Annotated in this window: 16 protein-coding genes; 7 read left to right on the top strand and 9 right to left on the bottom strand. The window is 69.0% G+C overall.

Annotation, left to right across the window (positions count from 1 at the left end; all coding sequences use genetic code 11):
- Positions 1–98 precede the first annotated feature (98 nt).
- The 4 genes from cysS to ACFY0T_RS45025 form a co-directional block, all read right to left on the bottom strand.
- Positions 99–1,499, bottom strand: a complete 1,401-nt coding sequence (gene cysS / locus ACFY0T_RS45040) for a cysteine--tRNA ligase (protein WP_388884351.1) — start codon at positions 1,497–1,499, stop codon at positions 99–101.
- 297 nt (positions 1,500–1,796) lie between these two features.
- Entirely contained in the window at positions 1,797–2,291 is a 495-nt protein-coding gene (gene ispF / locus ACFY0T_RS45035) for a 2-C-methyl-D-erythritol 2,4-cyclodiphosphate synthase (RefSeq protein WP_388884350.1), read from the bottom strand.
- Between the two features lie 7 nt (positions 2,292–2,298).
- Positions 2,299–3,051, bottom strand: coding sequence for a 2-C-methyl-D-erythritol 4-phosphate cytidylyltransferase (ispD, locus tag ACFY0T_RS45030; protein ID WP_388884349.1), 753 nt, complete (start codon positions 3,049–3,051; stop codon positions 2,299–2,301).
- Between the two features lie 347 nt (positions 3,052–3,398).
- Positions 3,399–3,881 (bottom strand): CarD family transcriptional regulator, encoded by a 483-nt coding sequence (locus ACFY0T_RS45025; protein WP_003953493.1) that lies wholly within the window; start codon positions 3,879–3,881, stop codon positions 3,399–3,401.
- 658 nt (positions 3,882–4,539) lie between these two features.
- Between ACFY0T_RS45025 and ACFY0T_RS45020 the strand changes: the two genes are divergently transcribed.
- A complete protein-coding gene (locus tag ACFY0T_RS45020) occupies positions 4,540–5,214 on the top strand; it encodes a DUF461 domain-containing protein (RefSeq protein ID WP_388884348.1) in 675 nt (224 codons plus the stop codon).
- Positions 5,215–5,296: 82 nt separating this feature from the next.
- Here the strand turns inward: ACFY0T_RS45020 and ACFY0T_RS45015 are convergent, their stop codons facing one another.
- Both ACFY0T_RS45015 and ACFY0T_RS45010 read right to left on the bottom strand, forming a co-directional pair.
- The gene (locus ACFY0T_RS45015) at positions 5,297–5,977 is read right to left on the bottom strand and encodes a response regulator transcription factor (RefSeq protein ID WP_009340348.1); all 681 of its coding nucleotides are present in this window, start codon (positions 5,975–5,977) and stop codon (positions 5,297–5,299) included.
- A complete protein-coding gene (locus tag ACFY0T_RS45010; RefSeq protein WP_388884347.1) occupies positions 5,974–7,248 on the bottom strand; it encodes a sensor histidine kinase in 1,275 nt (424 codons plus the stop codon). The genes ACFY0T_RS45015 and ACFY0T_RS45010 overlap by 4 nt, the downstream gene beginning before the upstream one ends.
- Positions 7,249–7,483: 235 nt before the next feature.
- On the opposite strand from ACFY0T_RS45010, the gene phoU reads away from it, so the two are divergent.
- The 4 genes from phoU to ACFY0T_RS44990 all read left to right on the top strand — a co-directional run bounded on the left by phoU (position 7,484) and on the right by ACFY0T_RS44990 (position 9,561).
- Entirely contained in the window at positions 7,484–8,173 is a 690-nt protein-coding gene (gene phoU / locus ACFY0T_RS45005; RefSeq protein ID WP_388884346.1) for a phosphate signaling complex protein PhoU, read from the top strand.
- A gap of 290 nt (positions 8,174–8,463) precedes the next feature.
- Positions 8,464–8,616, top strand: a complete 153-nt coding sequence (locus tag ACFY0T_RS45000; protein ID WP_388884345.1) for a hypothetical protein — start codon at positions 8,464–8,466, stop codon at positions 8,614–8,616.
- Positions 8,617–8,766: 150 nt separating this feature from the next.
- Positions 8,767–9,015, top strand: coding sequence for an SCO4226 family nickel-binding protein (locus tag ACFY0T_RS44995; protein WP_388884344.1), 249 nt, complete (start codon positions 8,767–8,769; stop codon positions 9,013–9,015).
- 249 nt (positions 9,016–9,264) lie between these two features.
- Entirely contained in the window at positions 9,265–9,561 is a 297-nt protein-coding gene (locus ACFY0T_RS44990; RefSeq protein WP_388884343.1) for a GYD domain-containing protein, read from the top strand.
- 412 nt (positions 9,562–9,973) lie between these two features.
- On the opposite strand, the gene ACFY0T_RS44985 is transcribed toward ACFY0T_RS44990, so the two are convergent.
- Positions 9,974–10,735, bottom strand: a complete 762-nt coding sequence (locus ACFY0T_RS44985) for a phosphoglyceromutase (RefSeq protein WP_388884342.1) — start codon at positions 10,733–10,735, stop codon at positions 9,974–9,976.
- A 152-nt stretch (positions 10,736–10,887) separates the two neighbouring features.
- On the opposite strand from ACFY0T_RS44985, the gene ACFY0T_RS44980 reads away from it, so the two are divergent.
- Entirely contained in the window at positions 10,888–12,165 is a 1,278-nt protein-coding gene (locus ACFY0T_RS44980) for an MDR family MFS transporter (protein ID WP_388884341.1), read from the top strand.
- 44 nt (positions 12,166–12,209) lie between these two features.
- Here ACFY0T_RS44980 and ACFY0T_RS44975 read toward each other — a convergent pair whose 3' ends face one another.
- The gene (locus tag ACFY0T_RS44975) at positions 12,210–12,635 is read right to left on the bottom strand and encodes a DUF2000 family protein (RefSeq protein WP_388884340.1); all 426 of its coding nucleotides are present in this window, start codon (positions 12,633–12,635) and stop codon (positions 12,210–12,212) included.
- A 49-nt stretch (positions 12,636–12,684) separates the two neighbouring features.
- Here ACFY0T_RS44975 and ACFY0T_RS44970 point away from each other — a divergent pair, with 49 nt between their 5' ends.
- The gene (locus tag ACFY0T_RS44970; protein WP_388884339.1) at positions 12,685–13,479 is read left to right on the top strand and encodes an AraC family transcriptional regulator; all 795 of its coding nucleotides are present in this window, start codon (positions 12,685–12,687) and stop codon (positions 13,477–13,479) included.
- Here ACFY0T_RS44970 and ACFY0T_RS44965 read toward each other — a convergent pair.
- Positions 13,458–15,200 (bottom strand): glycosyl hydrolase family 28-related protein, encoded by a 1,743-nt coding sequence (locus tag ACFY0T_RS44965; protein WP_388884338.1) that lies wholly within the window; start codon positions 15,198–15,200, stop codon positions 13,458–13,460. The two genes, ACFY0T_RS44970 and ACFY0T_RS44965, sit on opposite strands and share 22 nt — an antisense overlap.
- Between the last annotated feature and the right edge of the window lie 34 nt (positions 15,201–15,234).

The following is a 15,234-nucleotide window of genomic DNA, read 5'->3' as shown; positions in this document are numbered from 1 at the left end:
TCCGTACGTCCATGACGTGACATCCATGACGTATTCGAAGTGTCGTACATGAAGTGTGCCGCCCGGAGACCCGGACGGCACAATCGATCAAGAAATACTCAGCGCGGCCCGAGTGTCCAGCGTGGCCCCTGCGGGCTGTCCTCGATGACGAGCCCCGACTGGTTGAGCTGATCCCGGATGGCATCGGCGGTCGCCCAGTCCTTACGGCTGCGCGCCGCCTCACGCTGCTGCAGCACGAGGCGTACGAGGGTGTCGACGACGCCGTGCAGATCCTCGCCGCGGTCGCCCTCACCGGCCCAGTGCGGGTCGAGCGGGTCGAGCCCGAGGACGCCGAGCATGGCCCGGACCTCGGCGAGGCGGGCGACGGCGGCTTCCTTGTCGTCGGCGGCGAGGGCGGAGTTCCCCTGCCGCACGGTCGTGTGCACGACGGCGAGCGCCTGCGGCACGCCCAGGTCGTCGTCCATGGCCTCGGCGAAGGCGGGCGGCACCTCGGGCGCGGGCTCGACGACTCCCCCGGCCTTCTCGACGACCCGCTGCACGAAGCCCTCGATGCGCGCGAACGCCGACTCGGCCTCGCGCAGGGCCTCTTCGCTGTACTCGATCATCGAGCGGTAGTGCGGGGTGCCGAGGTAGTACCGCAGCACGATGGGGCGCCAGTTCTTGACCATTTCGGAGACGAGCACCGAGTTCCCGAGGGACTTCGACATCTTCTCGCCGCTCATGGTTACCCAGGCGTTGTGCACCCAGTACTTGGCGAACTCGTCGCCGAAGGCCTGGGCCTGCGCGATCTCGTTCTCGTGGTGCGGGAAGATCAGATCGATTCCGCCGCCGTGGATGTCGAAGGCGGAGCCCAGGTACTTGTGGGCCATCGCGGAGCACTCGAGGTGCCAGCCGGGCCGCCCCCGACCCCACGGCGTCTCCCAGCTCGGCTCCCCCGGCTTCGCCGCCTTCCACATGGCGAAGTCGCGCGAATCCCGCTTGCCGGTCTCGCCCTCGCCGGAGGGCTGGAGCAGGTTGTCGAGCTCCTGGTTGGACAGCCGGAGGTACTCGGGAAAGGACCGCACGTCGAAGTAGACGTTCCCGTCGGCCTCGTACGCGTGACCGCGCTCGATGAGACCGCGCATCATCTCGACCATCTCGGTGATGTGCCCGGTGGCGCGCGGCTCGTAGGTCGGCGGGAGGCAACCGAGCGCGTCGTAACCGTCGTTGAACGCCCGCTCGTTCTCGTACCCGATCGACCACCAAGGGCGGCCCTGGTCGGCCGACTTGGTGATGATCTTGTCGTCGATGTCCGTGACGTTCCTGATGAACGTCACGTCATAGCCGCGGTACTCGAACCAGCGGCGCATGATGTCGAAGTTGAGGCCCGAGCGGATGTGCCCGATGTGCGGTGCGGCCTGCACGGTGGCGCCACACAGGTAGATCGAGACACAACCCGGCACGAGCGGGGTGAAATCACGAATCTGCCGGGCGCTGGTGTCGTACAGGCGAATAGTCACCACTCCAGGGTAGTGGCCACCGACCAGTGCCCCGCGACCCTCCGCCGCAAGGGGCACGTATTCGTGACATACGGGCGCCGACGCCGACGGTGGGACGCGTGTCCGGCGGAAGGTGAAGGTGTTTTCTCGCCCCCTCCGCCCCTACCCTCCCCCAAGCTCTCGGCTTCGCTCGAGCAGGGGGGGACCCCCATCGTCCCTGGGGGCTGCGCCCCCAGACCCCCGCTATCGCGCTGCGCGCTCGTCCTCAGACGCCGGACGGGCTGAAAATCTCCAGCCCGGGGCGAAAAACGCTTCCCCTCAGCCCGTGCGCAGCACCAGCGCCGTGGCGACCGCCATCAGCCCCTCGTCGCGCCCCGGAAAACCGAGCCCGTCCGTCGTGGCACCGGACACCGACACCGGTGCCCCCACCGCATCCGAGAGGATCTTCTGCGCCTCGTCCCGCCGCTTGCCGATCTTCGGCCGCGGCCCGACGACCTGCACGGCGACGTTTCCAATGGTGAACCCCGCCGCACGCACGATCCGCGCGGCCTCCGTCAGCAGCGTGACTCCCGACGCACCGGACCACTCGGGCCGCCCGGTCCCGAAGTGCGCGCCGAGGTCACCGAGCCCCGCGGCGGAGAACAACGCGTTGCACGCCGCGTGGGCGACGACATCCGCGTCGGAGTGTCCGGCGAGCCCGGGCCCCTCCCCCTCCCACAGCAGCCCGGCACACCACAGCTCCCGCCCCTCCTCGAAGGCGTGAATGTCCGTACCGATACCGACGAGCGGAATTGCCGGCCCCTCAGCAGCCATCGGTCCCTCAGAACCCATCGTTCAGCCTCCGCCGCGCGAGAACCGCCTCCGCGAGGACGAGGTCCAGCGGCCGCGTCACCTTGAACGCCTCCTCGTGCCCGGGCACGACCACGACCCGCAGCCCCAGCTGCTCGACCATGCTCGCGTCGTCGGTCACGTTGTCGGTGACGGTCTCGTGGGCCCGTACGAGCGTCTCGCGGTCGAACCCCTGGGGCGTCTGCACGGCCCGCAGCCGCGCCCGCTCGGGCGTGGCGACGACGGGCTCGGGCTCGCCCGGCACGGCCGCCGGCTCGACCTCCTTCACGGTGTCGGCGAGCGGCAGCGCCGGTACGACGGCGGGGGCCCCGTCCCGTACGGCCTCGATGACGGCGTCCACGGTGTCGACGGGCACGAGCGGCCGGGCCGCGTCGTGCACGAGGACGATGTCGATGCCGGGCGGCAGCGCGTCGAGCCCGTACTTCACGGACTCCTGACGGCTGTCACCGCCGGGAACGACCAGGAAGTCGGTCCGCTCGGGCAACGCGTGCGTGTCGAGCAGGGCCTTCACCTCGGCGGCGCCGTCGGGCGGGGCCACGACGACGACCAGCGAGACGGCGCGGGACGCGGCCATGGCGCGCACCGCGTGGATGAGCATCGGGGTGCCGTTCAGCGCGCGGAGCGCCTTGGGGGCGCCCGGGCCGAGGCGCACCCCCCGGCCGGCGGCCGGAATCACGGCGGCAGTACGGGATCCCGAAGGCGAAGGGCGTGAATCGTAGGACATCGGTTCCTGTCAGGTTTGTGTGCTCGGCCGGGATGGGTATGGCCTCTGCGGGCACCCCCGGCCGAAGGTTGGGGGAGTGCCGGGCGCGACGCCTTGACCGGGGACCCTTCCGTGACATCTGGTCAAGCCAGCTGCCCGGGCCCGGCACGCCAAGTATCGGATATGCCATATCGGATACGACCGGTGTACCGGGTGAGCGTCCGGTATATCGAGTGGGCGCGGGTATGAACATGCCGCAGCGCCCGGCGACAGCAATTGCGTCATCGGGCACCGCGGCATTTCATTGCGCAGCTGCGCGGGCTTGTGCGTACGTCAAGACGTCTGCCGTCTCGGCGACTGCGCCTGCGTCAGGACGCGAGAACCTCGTCGAGCAGGGCCTCGGCCTTGTCCTCGTTCGTGTTCTCCGCGAGAGCGAGCTCACTGACCAGGATCTGCCGGGCCTTGGCGAGCATGCGCTTCTCACCGGCGGAGAGTCCGCGCTCGCGCTCACGACGCCACAGGTCACGCACGACTTCCGCGACCTTGATGACATCGCCGGAGGCGAGCTTCTCCAGATTTGCCTTGTAACGACGCGACCAGTTCGTGGGCTCCTCGGCGTACGGCGCGCGCAGCACCTCGAAGACCCGGTCCAGCCCGTCCTGACCGACCACATCACGCACGCCGACGAACTCCGCATTGTCCGCTGGCACACGCACCGTCAGGTCGCCCTGGGCGACCTTCAGCACCAAGTAGGTCTTGTCCACGCCTTTGATCTGGCGAGTTTCGATGGCCTCGATCAGCGCGGCCCCGTGATGGGGATAGACCACGGTGTCGCCAACCTTGAACGTCATGTGACAGGTACCCCTTCCGTGGCTATCCAGGGTAACACGGATACGGCGTCTTCTGAATGGCGTTTTCGCAGGTCAGGGCATATCTCGGGGCTTGACAACCGCAACAGGAACGTGCTTCGAGGGGTGAGCGGAGGAGGGTATTCGCAGGTCGGAGCGGCTGTCCAGGGGGAGTGAAACGCGCACGTTACAGACAACGGAAGCCGCTGACCAGGGTCCAAACATCCAGGTTTGTCCAGCTCCAAGAGTGCGACTTCCACTACTCCGTTCGGTGACCGGAGTCGAGTACGAGACGAATCCGGAATTGATCACGGTCACCGATCTTGGGCCGAAGATCGATTTTCTGGACCGCCATGCATTCCATACGTGAAATCCGCAAGCGGATGTCCGGGGTACTTATGTGAATGGCGGACCAGCGTGTCGCCAAAGTAGTCGATGGAGCGGCCGAGAAGTGCGCGACCGGCGGGGCGCACACAGGGCGCACCGATGCCCGTCGGCGGTTAGGTGGGGTACCCCTGGTCGAGCAAAGTCGCGACCTTGGGGAGGGTCGGGTGCGGTGGCGTGGGAACGGCTCGGTAACCTAAGGCCGCTGACAGACCCTTAGGGCGGCTTTACACAGGAGTCGCCCTGCTTCGCCCACGTTCAAGGAGTTGCCGCCGCCGTGAGCAGCAGCCTTCGACGCGGCGCTCTCGCCGCCGCCGCCATCGCGTTCTCGATCGCCTCGCTCGCCGCGTGCGGTGCCGGCAGCGACGCCCAGACGCTGGAGGTCAAGCCGGACAACGCGGCGACCACCGTCGGCGACATCAAGGTCCAGAACGCCCTGATCATCACCCAGCCCGACCTGGAGTCGACCGGCCCGGCCGTGGTCTCGGCGACCCTCTTCAACAACGGGTCCACCGACCAGACCGTGGACTCGATCACCCTCACGGGCACCGGCGTGGCCGCCCAGATCAAGCCGGCCAAGGGCACCGGCAAGCTCGTCGTCCCGGCCGGCGGCTCCGTCGTGATCGGCGGCAAGGACAACGCCTCCGCCGTGCTGCCCAACGGTCATGAGGCCGTCCAGGACGGCAGCGTGCAGCAGGTCGCCTTCACGTTCAGCAAGACCGGCGACGTGAAGCTGAGCGCCTACATCGTCCCGGCCGAGAGCTACTTCTCCAAGTGGGGCCCGAGCGACATCCCGGCGGCCCCGGGGGCCTCCGCGTCCGCGGCCGAGTCGGCGAGCACCACGCCGTCCAAGTCCGCTTCCGGCTCCCCGTCCGAGTCCGCGTCGGGCACGCCCACGGACGCGGCCTCGGCGAGCGCGACGGCCACGGCGTCGGAGTCCGCCGCTCAGTGACGTAAATCCGTACGCACGAAGGGCGGGACCCCTCCCGGGGTGCCGCCCTTCGTCGTGCTCGGTGCTCGGCGCAGTATGCGGTTTACGGCTCGAACTTGTAGCCGAGGCCTCGCACCGTCACCAGGTACCGCGGCGCGCCCGGGTCCGGCTCGATCTTGGCGCGCAGGCGCTTGACGTGGACGTCGAGCGTCTTGGTGTCGCCGACGTAGTCGGCGCCCCAGACGCGGTCGATGAGCTGCATACGGGTCAGGACGCGCCCCGCGTTCCGCAGGAGCATCTCCAGCAGATCGAACTCCTTCAGGGGGAGGTCGACCTTGGAGCCGGAGACGGTGACCACGTGGCGGTCGACGTCCATGCGGACGGGCCCGGCCTCCAGGGCGGCCGGAGTGACCTCCTCCGGCTCCCCGCGACGGCGCAGGACGGCCCGGATACGGGCGACCAGCTCGCGGGAGGAGAAGGGCTTGGTGACGTAGTCGTCGGCTCCTATTTCCAGCCCGACGACCTTGTCGATCTCGCTGTCCTTGGCGGTGACCATGATCACCGGGACGTTGGAGCGGCCGCGCAGCTGACGGCAGACCTCCGTGCCGGGCAGCCCCGGCAGCATCAGGTCGAGCAGGACGAGGTCGGCGCCGTTGCGCTCGAACTCGTCGAGTCCGTCGGGCCCGGTGGTCGCGATGGCGACCTCGAAGCCCTCCTTGCGGAGCATGTACGACAGGGCGTCGGAGAAGGACTCCTCGTCCTCGACGACGAGCACACGGGTCACGGAAGGACCTCCGGGGCAGGAAGCGGTTCATACGGGGATGTGACGGTGGTCGTCCCGTCGGGCTGTCCGGTCTCGTCCTCTTCGTCGAGGCCGGGCATCTGGTCGGTCACGCGGTCGCGGGCCGCACCCGCCTCCGGCAGCCGCAGGGTGAAGGTGGAGCCCTGACCCTCGGAGCTCCACACCGTGACCTCCCCGCCGTGCGAGGCGGCCACGTGCTTGACGATCGCGAGACCGAGGCCCGTACCGCCCGTTTGGCGGGAGCGAGCCGGGTCTACGCGGTAGAAGCGCTCGAAGATGCGCTCCTTGTCCTTGTCCGAGATGCCGATGCCTTGATCGGTCACGGCGATCTCGATGTGCTCTCCGCCCGGCGCGGTCACCCGGCGCGCGGCTATGCCCACGCGGGTGCGGGCCGGCGAGTAGTTGACGGCGTTCTCGACGAGGTTGCCGAGGGCGGCGGCCAGCTGGCCCCGGTTCCCCCAGATGCTCAGGTCGGCGGTGCCGCCCGCGGCCATGGTGATCTGCTTGGTGCCGGCCTGGTGGCGGCACCGGTCGATGGCCTCGGCGACCAGTTCGTCCACGCGTACGGGCTCGGCGTCTTCGAGGGGATCGTCGTTCTGCACCCTCGACAGGTCGATGAGCTCCTGTACGAGGTTGGTGAGGCGGGTGGCCTCTATCTGCATACGTCCGGCGAAGCGCTCGACGGCCTCCGGGTCGTCCGAGGCGTCCATGACAGCCTCGGAGAGCAGGGAGAGCGCGCCGACGGGTGTCTTGAGCTCATGGCTGACGTTCGCGACGAAGTCGCGTCGTACGGCCTCGATGCGCCGTGCCTCCGTCAGGTCCTCCACGAGGAGCAGCACCAGCCGGGAGCCGAGCGGCGCCACGCGCGCGGAGACGGCGAGGGCTTCTCCCCTCCCCGTTCCCCTCCTCGGCAGATCCAGCTCCACCTGACGTATCTCCCCGTCACGACGGGTGTCACGCGCCATCTGGAGCATCGGCTCGACAGCCAGCTTGCCGCCGCGCACCAGCCCGAGGGCGTACGCGGCCGAACTCGCCTTGACCACGGCGTCCGCCTCGTCGAGTACGACGGCCGAGGACCGGAGCACGGAGAGCACGGTGTCCACACCCGGCGGAAGCACCGGGTCCGTATGCAGCGAAGTGCGGGTCGGGCGTTTTTGGTCGCGCTCGCTCCAGCGGAACGCCAGCATGGCGATGACACCGGTGAGCACTCCGGCGATCGCTGCCGCTGCGGCGACCGCCGCGTTCACGTCCATGCATCCAGGTTAGGCATGCCGTCACGGCTGACCACAGCCATCCGAGTGCGACCTCGAACACTCGTCGCCCAGAGTTCACCTAGGAGCTAGGGATGGTTCATTTGGGGTGACGGAAACGGACGCGTACGGGCCGGAACGTGGGAGCGTGGGACTCACGGGGCCTGTCCGGGGGCAGATCCGGCGGCTGACGTAAGAGCTGACGCAAGAGCGGCTGACGTAAGAGAGGGACAACCAGATGCGTGACGCGTACCACGAGGAACTTGACTCGATCGGCGAGGGCCTGGTCGAGATGGCCCGGCTCGTCGGGTCGGCGATCGGGCGCGCCACGACGGCCATCCTCGACGGCGACCTGAAGCTGGCCGAGAGCGTGATCGCGGCCGACCAGAAGGTAGACGATCTCCAGCACGAGCTGGAGGCCCGGGCGATAGCCCTGCTGGCCCGCCAGCAGCCGGTGGCGACGGACCTCCGTATCGTCGTCACCTCGCTGCGCATGTCCGCCGATCTGGAGCGCTCCGGCGACCTGGCCCAGCACGTGGCAAAGCTGGCCCGGCTGCGCTTCCCCGACCGCGCGGTCCCGCACGACCTGCACGCCACGATCCTGGAGATGGGCCAGCTCGCCCAGCGCCTGATGGCCAAGGCGGCCGAGGTCGTCATCACCAAGGACGTCGACCTCGCCCTCCAGCTGGAGCAGGACGACGACGAGATGGACCTCCTGCACCGCACGCTCTTCCAGCACCTGCTCGACGACCGCTGGAAGCACGGCATCGAGACGGCCGTCGACGTCACCCTGCTCGGCCGCTACTACGAGCGCTTCGCCGACCACGCGGTGGCGGTCGCCAAGCGCGTCGTGTTCCTGGTGACGGGCGAACACGCGGACGAGCTCCAGCTGGACATCCAGCCGGTGACGGGGGTTGAGGGGGCGTAGGCCTCTGGGGGTGGCCGACGGGTGACTGCCCGTCGGACTGGCGGGTCGGCGGAGAGGCGGACCGGCGGGTGATGGACCGCCGGTCTGACGTGTGCTGACCTCCGGTCCGGCGTGTGCTGACCTCCGGTCCGGCGTGTGCTGACCTCCGGTCCGGCGTGTGCTGACCTTCCGAGGGCGCGTGAAAGCCTCAGTGCGCCGTTGATGCGCCCGCCCCAGTGGGCATGAAATGGGCGACAGGAGCTGTGCGGTGCAGTGTGCCTCGCACACCTTCGCGCCTGAAGGAGGGACCCATGGCCGAATCCCCCAGCACACCCGACCCCACGCAGGACCGCGCCACCGAGCAGCCCACCGAGATCAAAAGCCTCCCCTTGTTCGGCGCCTGCGGCTGCGGCTCCGGCTGCGGGTGCGGCTGCCAGTCCGGCAATCCTTGCCAGTGCGGCTGATCGCGAACGCGCGTACGGAGAAGGGCCCCGTCTTGGTGACGGGGCCCTTCTCCGTACGCGGGCCACTCCGCGGGTCGCCCCCACCGCCGTACGGGCGCAGCATGGAAGAGACGAGACAGGCGAGGCTACGGGTAAGGAGGTGGGGAGATCATGACGCAGTTCATGGACGTCCACCACGGAATGGCGGGCATCACGGCCGACCAACTGATGCAGGCACACAAGGCCGACCTCGCCATAGAGAAGGACGAGGGCGTGCACTTCGAGCGGGCCTGGGCGGACCCGGACTCCGGCATCGTGTACTGCCTCTCCGAGGCACCCTCGGCCGACGCGGTCCGACGCATCCACGAACGCTCCGGCCACCCGGCGGACGAGGTCCATCCGGTGCCCTTGTCCATCTGACGGCTGCCCGCGCAGCGGCGGTACGGCCGCCCGCCGACGAGAGCCCCACACCCGCGGGAAGGCCGCGGGTGCGGGGCTCCCTCTTTTGCCGCTGAGCCTGTTGCCGCTGAGCGCCGGAGCCGGTCAACCACCGTGATCAACCACTTGTGATCGCTCATGTTGCCCATTCGGGTGCACACCTTGTGCATGCTTCGGCCACTATGCCGAGGATTGTCCTCGCGACGTGTTCCCTCATGAAGGTGAAAGACCATGCCGACGTATGTCACCTTGCTGAACTGGACCGATCAAGGGATCCGAAACTACAAGGACACCGCGAAGCGTGCCGAGGCCTTCGCCTCAGCGGCACAGAAGCTCGGGGCGAAGCTTCTGAACATCTACTGGACCGTCGGTTCGTACGACCTCGTGGCCGTGGTTGAGGCGCCCGACGACGAAACCGCCACCGCTGCGCTCCTGCAGCTCGGCGGGGTGGGCAACGTCCGTACCACGACCCTGCGGGCCTTTGGCCGAGAGGAGATGGATCGCATCATCGCCAAGGCCGCCGGCTGAAGGCGTGTCAGACCTTGATGCCACAAAGCCCCAGACCTTGATAGGTCCGGGGCCTTTGCGCTGGCACCCCCGGCAGGATTCGAACCTGAGGTAGACGTCGCTCAGCTGGACGTTGACCCGCGTCAGTCGGGCCTGCTTCTGCGCCAGTCGCAGCCCGTTGAGATAGGTCGCCAGGTAGCCGATGAACGCCAGCCCGACGGTCAAGATCACTGTGGCCATGAGAGGTGATGGCAGGCCGCCCCGATCGGATCATCTGATCGTTGGCCCGGCTCTTCACGTATGCCGCCCAACTCAAAGTCGTGGAGCCAACCACCCCAGCCACAGCGGTTTAGCGGCCCAGAGACGGCCCCAGCACAGCAATAAGCCCCCTACCCACGGAGAACCCGCAGGTAGGGGGCTTGATCGGCTCTGGTTACTTCTTCTTGCCCTGGTTCTTGACCGCCTCGATGGCGGCCGCCGCGGCCTCCGGGTCGAGGTAGGTGCCGCCGGGGTTGAGGGGCTTGAAGTCGGCGTCGAGTTCGTACGACAGCGGGATGCCCGTCGGGATGTTCAGGCCCGCGATGTCGGCGTCGGAGATGCCGTCGAGGTGCTTGACCAGGGCGCGCAGCGAGTTGCCGTGGGCCGCGACCAGGACCGTGCGGCCGGCCAGGAGGTCGGGGACGATGCCGTCGTACCAGTACGGGAGCATGCGGACGACGACGTCCTTCAGGCACTCCGTGCGGGGGCGCAGCTCCGGCGGGATCGACGCGTAACGGGGGTCGTCGCTCTGCGAGAACTCCGTGCCGTCCTCGAGCGGCGGCGGCGGGGTGTCGTACGAGCGGCGCCACAGCATGAACTGCTCCTCGCCGAACTCGGCGAGGGTCTGCGCCTTGTCCTTGCCCTGGAGGGCGCCGTAGTGGCGCTCGTTCAGCCGCCAGGAGCGGTGGACCGGGATCCAGTGGCGGTCGGCGGCCTCGAGGGCGAGCTGCGCGGTGCGGATCGCGCGCTTCTGGAGCGAGGTGTGGACCACGTCGGGCAGCAGGCCGGCGTCCTTGAGCAGCTCACCGCCGCGGACTGCCTCCTTCTCGCCCTTCTCGTTGAGGTTGACGTCCACCCAACCGGTGAACAGGTTCTTCGCGTTCCATTCGCTCTCGCCGTGGCGGAGGAGGATCAGCTTGTACGGTGCGTCGGCCATACGTCCGAGCGTAATGGAAGCCTTCGTCCCCTGGCTCCCCTGCCCAGAGGCCGGACAGTTGACGGCATCTGTTAATTGAGTGGCTCCCGGGAACCCCTGACTCGTAAGTTGTGCTCACCGCCTGTGCCGCTTACTTCCGTGGGGGATCCCTGATGTCGCTCGCCGTCCTGAGACGTGCCGCCCGAGAGACCGTCTCCGGGCTCCCCCGTGAGTTCTGGTGGCTGTGGACCAGCACCCTGGTCAACCGACTTGGGGCTTTTGTCGCTACTTTCATGGCTTTGTACCTCACGCTCGATCGCGGGTACTCCGCCTCGTACGCCGGTCTCGTGGCGTCCTTGCACGGCCTCGGCGGGGTCGTCTCCTCGCTCGGCGGCGGCGTGATGACCGACCGGCTCGGGCGGCGGCCCACCCTGCTCATCGCGCAGTTGTCGACGGCCGCCTCCGTCGCCCTGCTCGGCTTCATGCACCATCCGGTCGCGATCGCGGCCGCGGCCTTCCTGGTGGGTATGGCGTCGAACGCGTCCCGGCCCGCAGTGCAGGCGATGATGGCCGACATCGTCCGGCCCGAGGACCGCGTCCGCGCGTTCTCTCTCAACTACTGGGCCATCAACCTCGGCTTCGCCGTCTCCTCCATGGCGGCCGGTTTCATCGCCGAGTTCAGCTACCTCGCGGGCTTCCTCATCGAGGCCGGCATGACCCTCGTCTGCGCGCTCGTCGTCTTCGCGAAGCTGCCGGAGTCCAGGCCCGCCCCCACGGCCAAGGCCGCCTCCGAACCCGAAGTCGGCCTCGGCACCGTCCTGCGCGACGGCCGCTTCATGAGCGTCGTCGGGCTGTCCTTCCTCGTCGCCCTCGTCTTCCAGCAGGGATCCGTCGGCCTGCCGGTCGCGATGGGCGAGGCGGGCTTCACCCCGGCCGACTACGGCATGGCGGTCGCCGTCAACGGCGTCCTCATCGTCGCGCTCCAGATCCCGGTCACCCGTTTCATCGAGCACCGGGATGCGCGGCGGCTGCTGGTCATCTCGTCGCTGCTCGCCGGTTACGGCTTCGGGCTCACCGCCTTCGCCGGGTCGGTCGGCGTCTTCGCCCTCACCGTCTGCGTGTGGACGCTCGCCGAGATCGTCAACGCGCCCACCCAGACGGGCCTGGTCGTCCGCCTCTCCCCTCTGCACGGCCGCGGCCGCTACCAGGGCATGTACACCCTGTCCTGGTCCCTCGCCGCACTCATCGCACCCCTCATGTCCGGCCTGGTCATCGACCGCTTCGGCGCGGAGTGGCTGTGGGGGCTGTGCGCGGTGGTCGGCACGGCGGCGGGGCTCGGCTACGGGGTGCTGATGCGGCGGCTGCCCGAGGAGGAGACGGCCCCTACCGCTCTGGCATCCGTCTCCGCGGAGCCCGAGAAGACTGAGAAGACCGAGGTCGGAGCGGTCTGACACCGACCACTCCGACGGGCCGTGCAGCCAGAAGCACCCCTGCCTCAGGGATGCATCCGCGCCCCCTTCAACACCTTGTCCACCGCGTTCCGCGGCCCGTACACCGCGAGCCCCACCAGGTCCAGCTCCTCGGTCGGTACGGCTCGTACGGCCGCCCGGTTGTCGCGGTCGTTGCCGGTGGCGAAGAGGTCGGACGTGAAGACGGCCCTCGGCAGGGCCCGGGACAGCACGCGCGTGTGGGCCGCGGTCAGGGTCTCCTTGGTGCCCTCGAAGATCAGCACCGGCTGGCGGAACATCGGCAGGTACGCCACCCCGTCCGCGTCCTCGTACGGCTCGCCGATCACCTCGGGAATCGCCGTACCCAGGCCACTCACCAGAAAGGCGGTCACATTAAGTCGTTGCCAGGGCTCCAGGTCCTCCCGCAGTAGTACGGCGATCTTGGTGTCGAAGCGGATGGGTTGCTCACTCATGGACCGAGACTGTCCGACGCCGTACGCCCTCGTCTTGTACGTTCTTTGCATGGCCCCTCAGCGGCGTATCTCCGCCTGGCGCCCGCGCGTTCCGGGCGTCGTCGAGGTCTTCCACGCGCACTACACCGAGTACGCGTACCCCATGCACGTACACGAGGCGTGGACGCTGCTGATCGTCGACGACGGCGCCGTACGGTACGACCTCGACCGGCATGAGCACGGCACCCCGCACGACACGGTGTCGCTGCTGCCGCCGCATGTGCCGCACAACGGTTCGCCGGCCACCGAGGACGGCTTTCGCAAGCGGGTCCTGTATCTCGATCTGAGCCGGCTCGACGAGAGCTTCATCGGGCCCGCGGTGGACGGGCCCGACCTGGTGGACCCCGTACTGCGGCGCCGCGTCGGGCAGTTGCACACGGCGCTCGCGCACCCCGGGGACGAGCTGGAGGCCGAGAGCAGGCTGACGCTGATCGCCGAGCGGCTGCGCGGGCAGCTGCGGCCGCGGCTCGTCGAGGAGCCGTGGCCCGACCGGCCGCTCGCGCACCGGCTGCGCGAACTCCTCGACGAACGGCTCGTCGAAGGCATCGCCCTGGACGAGGCCGCGCGGCTCGTGCACGCCCATCCCGCCCACCTCGTACGGGCGTTCAGCGGTGCGTATGGCATCGCCCCGCACCAGTACCTGATGTCCCGCCGCGTCGACCGCGCCCGCCGTCTGCTGCTCGACGGGCGGCCGCCGGGTGACGTCGCCGCCGCGACCGGCTTCTACGACCAGTCCCATCTCACCCGCCACTTCAAGCGGTTGGTGGGGGTGTCCCCCGGGCGCTACCGCGCCAGCTCGCGCTGAGCGTCGTACAGATTGCGCGGGCGTACGACGTCCGTGGTCCCGTACAGCTCCAGGCGGGAGTGCAGGTCTCCGGTGAAGTCGGGTACGTCGATCTGATCGAACTCGGTGACCTCGTTGATGCCGACCGTGGCGCTGTAGGGGGCGAGGCCGTCGATCTTCATCAGGCCGGCGCGGGCGTTGGTGACGCGGATGTTCCAGTGGGTGAAGCGGGCGCCGAAGAGGGGTCCGGCGCTGGCGTCTCCGCCGTGCCGGCCGTTGTTGTCGACCGTGATGTCGGTGCGGACGTTCGCGAAGGGCATGCCGCGGTGCGAGTCGAACGTGCCCATCCGCATGTCGCCGCGCGACCAGACGTTGTAGGAGGACAGGCCCTCGACGTTGATGCCGTGGAGTTGGGTTCCGGCGGGGGCCGGCACCGTGCGCTGCTCGATCGTGAAGTCCTCGATGAGGTTGTCGTGCGAGCCCTCGCGGCAGAAGTACGGGTGGTGCGAGCCGCGGCCCGCCACGCGCGTACGGCGCAGGGTGCAGGCGGAGGCCGCGACGAGGCCGAATCCGTTGTCCACATGGCGTACGACGATGTCGTCGGCCCAGCAGTCGTACGCGCACTGGAACACGACCCCGTTGTAGCCCTTGTCGAGGAGGTGCGGGGACTGGGGGGTCTCCATCGCTTCCAGGGTGAGGCCCTCGACGCCCGCGCCGGTCAGCTCCGGTACGTGGGTGGTCAGGCGCGGGTCCCACTCCGGGCGGACGTCCAACGGGAGCGGCCTCTCGAAGGTGACCTTTTCACCCCGCACGCGCGCGATGCGCACGGGCCACTCATAGGGGACGTACGACGTCAGTTTCGTCTTGTCGTCCCAGTAGTACGCCTCGGGGCCCGGGCCGCCGCCCGCCATGTGCTCCAGGAGCGTGTGGCCGGCGTCGTCGGCGAGGCGGAGCAGGACCAGGCTGCCCGGCCTGAGGCGTGAGGCGTCCGCGACCCGCACCGTCCAGGAGCCCCGGCGCGCGGGCTCGACCGTCGTCAGTGTCTGCCACTCGTCGCGCTTGTTGCCGGTCCAGCCCTCGAAGGGCCACGCCTTCGCCTTGATGGCGGTCGTCAGCGTCGTGAAACGGTCCGTCGGGCAGAGCCAGATGAGCCCGCCCGCCCAGGACCAGGACGACTTGTCGCCGCCGTAACGGGATCCGTAGACGCCGATCAGCTCGGTGAGGTTCTTGGTCGCGTACAGCTTCGTACGGTCGCTTCCGGCGCCGCGCAGGACGACGTTCGAGTGCCCGATACGGATCAGGTCGTCGATGCGGTACGTGCCGGGCGGGAGGTGAACCGTGCCACCGCCGGCCCTTCCGGCAGCGGCGATGGCGCGGTTGATCGCGGGGGCGCAGTCCGTCATGCCGTCGTCCGCGACGGCTCCGTAGTCGCGGACGTCGGCCACGACGGGGCGGCGGGGGAAGCGCGCCGCCTCGCCACCGCGGCCGGACCTGCCGACGTACGGGATCTGCGGATGGGTGAAGGGGGTACGGGTGAACTCGTGCCAGAGGTCGGGGACTTGGCCCTGTTGTACGGGGACTTGGCCCTGCTGTGCGGGGGATGCCTCAGCTTGTGCGGGGGATGCGGCGGCCGTCGACGTCTCGGGCCGTGCGGCGGCCGTCGCCGTTCCGCCGGTCACGGCGACGGCCGCCACTGCTGTGGCGCTGCCGAGCAGGCGCCGTCTGGTGATGCCCGTACTCATACCCGTCCGCCTTCCCTCGTTCGCATTTCATGAA

The sequence above is a fragment of the Streptomyces sp. NPDC001530 genome (assembly GCF_042894545.1).
Classification (GTDB): domain Bacteria; phylum Actinomycetota; class Actinomycetes; order Streptomycetales; family Streptomycetaceae; genus Streptomyces.
Note: the sequence above shows the minus strand (reverse complement) of the source record. Positions and strands in the feature narration are given on the sequence as shown.

Excerpts from the sequence above, each read along its gene's own strand:
- ispF (WP_388884350.1), bottom strand. The coding sequence starts at position 2,291 with ATGGCTGCTGAGGGGCCGGCAATTCCGCTCGTCGGTATCGGTACGGAC.
- ispD (WP_388884349.1), bottom strand. The coding sequence starts at position 3,051 with ATGTCCTACGATTCACGCCCTTCGCCTTCGGGATCCCGTACTGCCGCC.
- ACFY0T_RS45025 (WP_003953493.1), bottom strand. The coding sequence starts at position 3,881 with ATGACGTTCAAGGTTGGCGACACCGTGGTCTATCCCCATCACGGGGCC.
- ACFY0T_RS45010 (WP_388884347.1), bottom strand. The coding sequence starts at position 7,248 with ATGGACGTGAACGCGGCGGTCGCCGCAGCGGCAGCGATCGCCGGAGTG.
- phoU (WP_388884346.1), top strand. The coding sequence starts at position 7,484 with ATGCGTGACGCGTACCACGAGGAACTTGACTCGATCGGCGAGGGCCTG.
- ACFY0T_RS45000 (WP_388884345.1), top strand. The coding sequence starts at position 8,464 with ATGGCCGAATCCCCCAGCACACCCGACCCCACGCAGGACCGCGCCACC.
- ACFY0T_RS44995 (WP_388884344.1), top strand. The coding sequence starts at position 8,767 with ATGACGCAGTTCATGGACGTCCACCACGGAATGGCGGGCATCACGGCC.
- ACFY0T_RS44990 (WP_388884343.1), top strand. The coding sequence starts at position 9,265 with ATGCCGACGTATGTCACCTTGCTGAACTGGACCGATCAAGGGATCCGA.
- ACFY0T_RS44985 (WP_388884342.1), bottom strand. The coding sequence starts at position 10,735 with ATGGCCGACGCACCGTACAAGCTGATCCTCCTCCGCCACGGCGAGAGC.
- ACFY0T_RS44980 (WP_388884341.1), top strand. The coding sequence starts at position 10,888 with ATGTCGCTCGCCGTCCTGAGACGTGCCGCCCGAGAGACCGTCTCCGGG.
- ACFY0T_RS44975 (WP_388884340.1), bottom strand. The coding sequence starts at position 12,635 with ATGAGTGAGCAACCCATCCGCTTCGACACCAAGATCGCCGTACTACTG.
- ACFY0T_RS44970 (WP_388884339.1), top strand. The coding sequence starts at position 12,685 with ATGGCCCCTCAGCGGCGTATCTCCGCCTGGCGCCCGCGCGTTCCGGGC.
- ACFY0T_RS44965 (WP_388884338.1), bottom strand. The coding sequence starts at position 15,200 with ATGAGTACGGGCATCACCAGACGGCGCCTGCTCGGCAGCGCCACAGCA.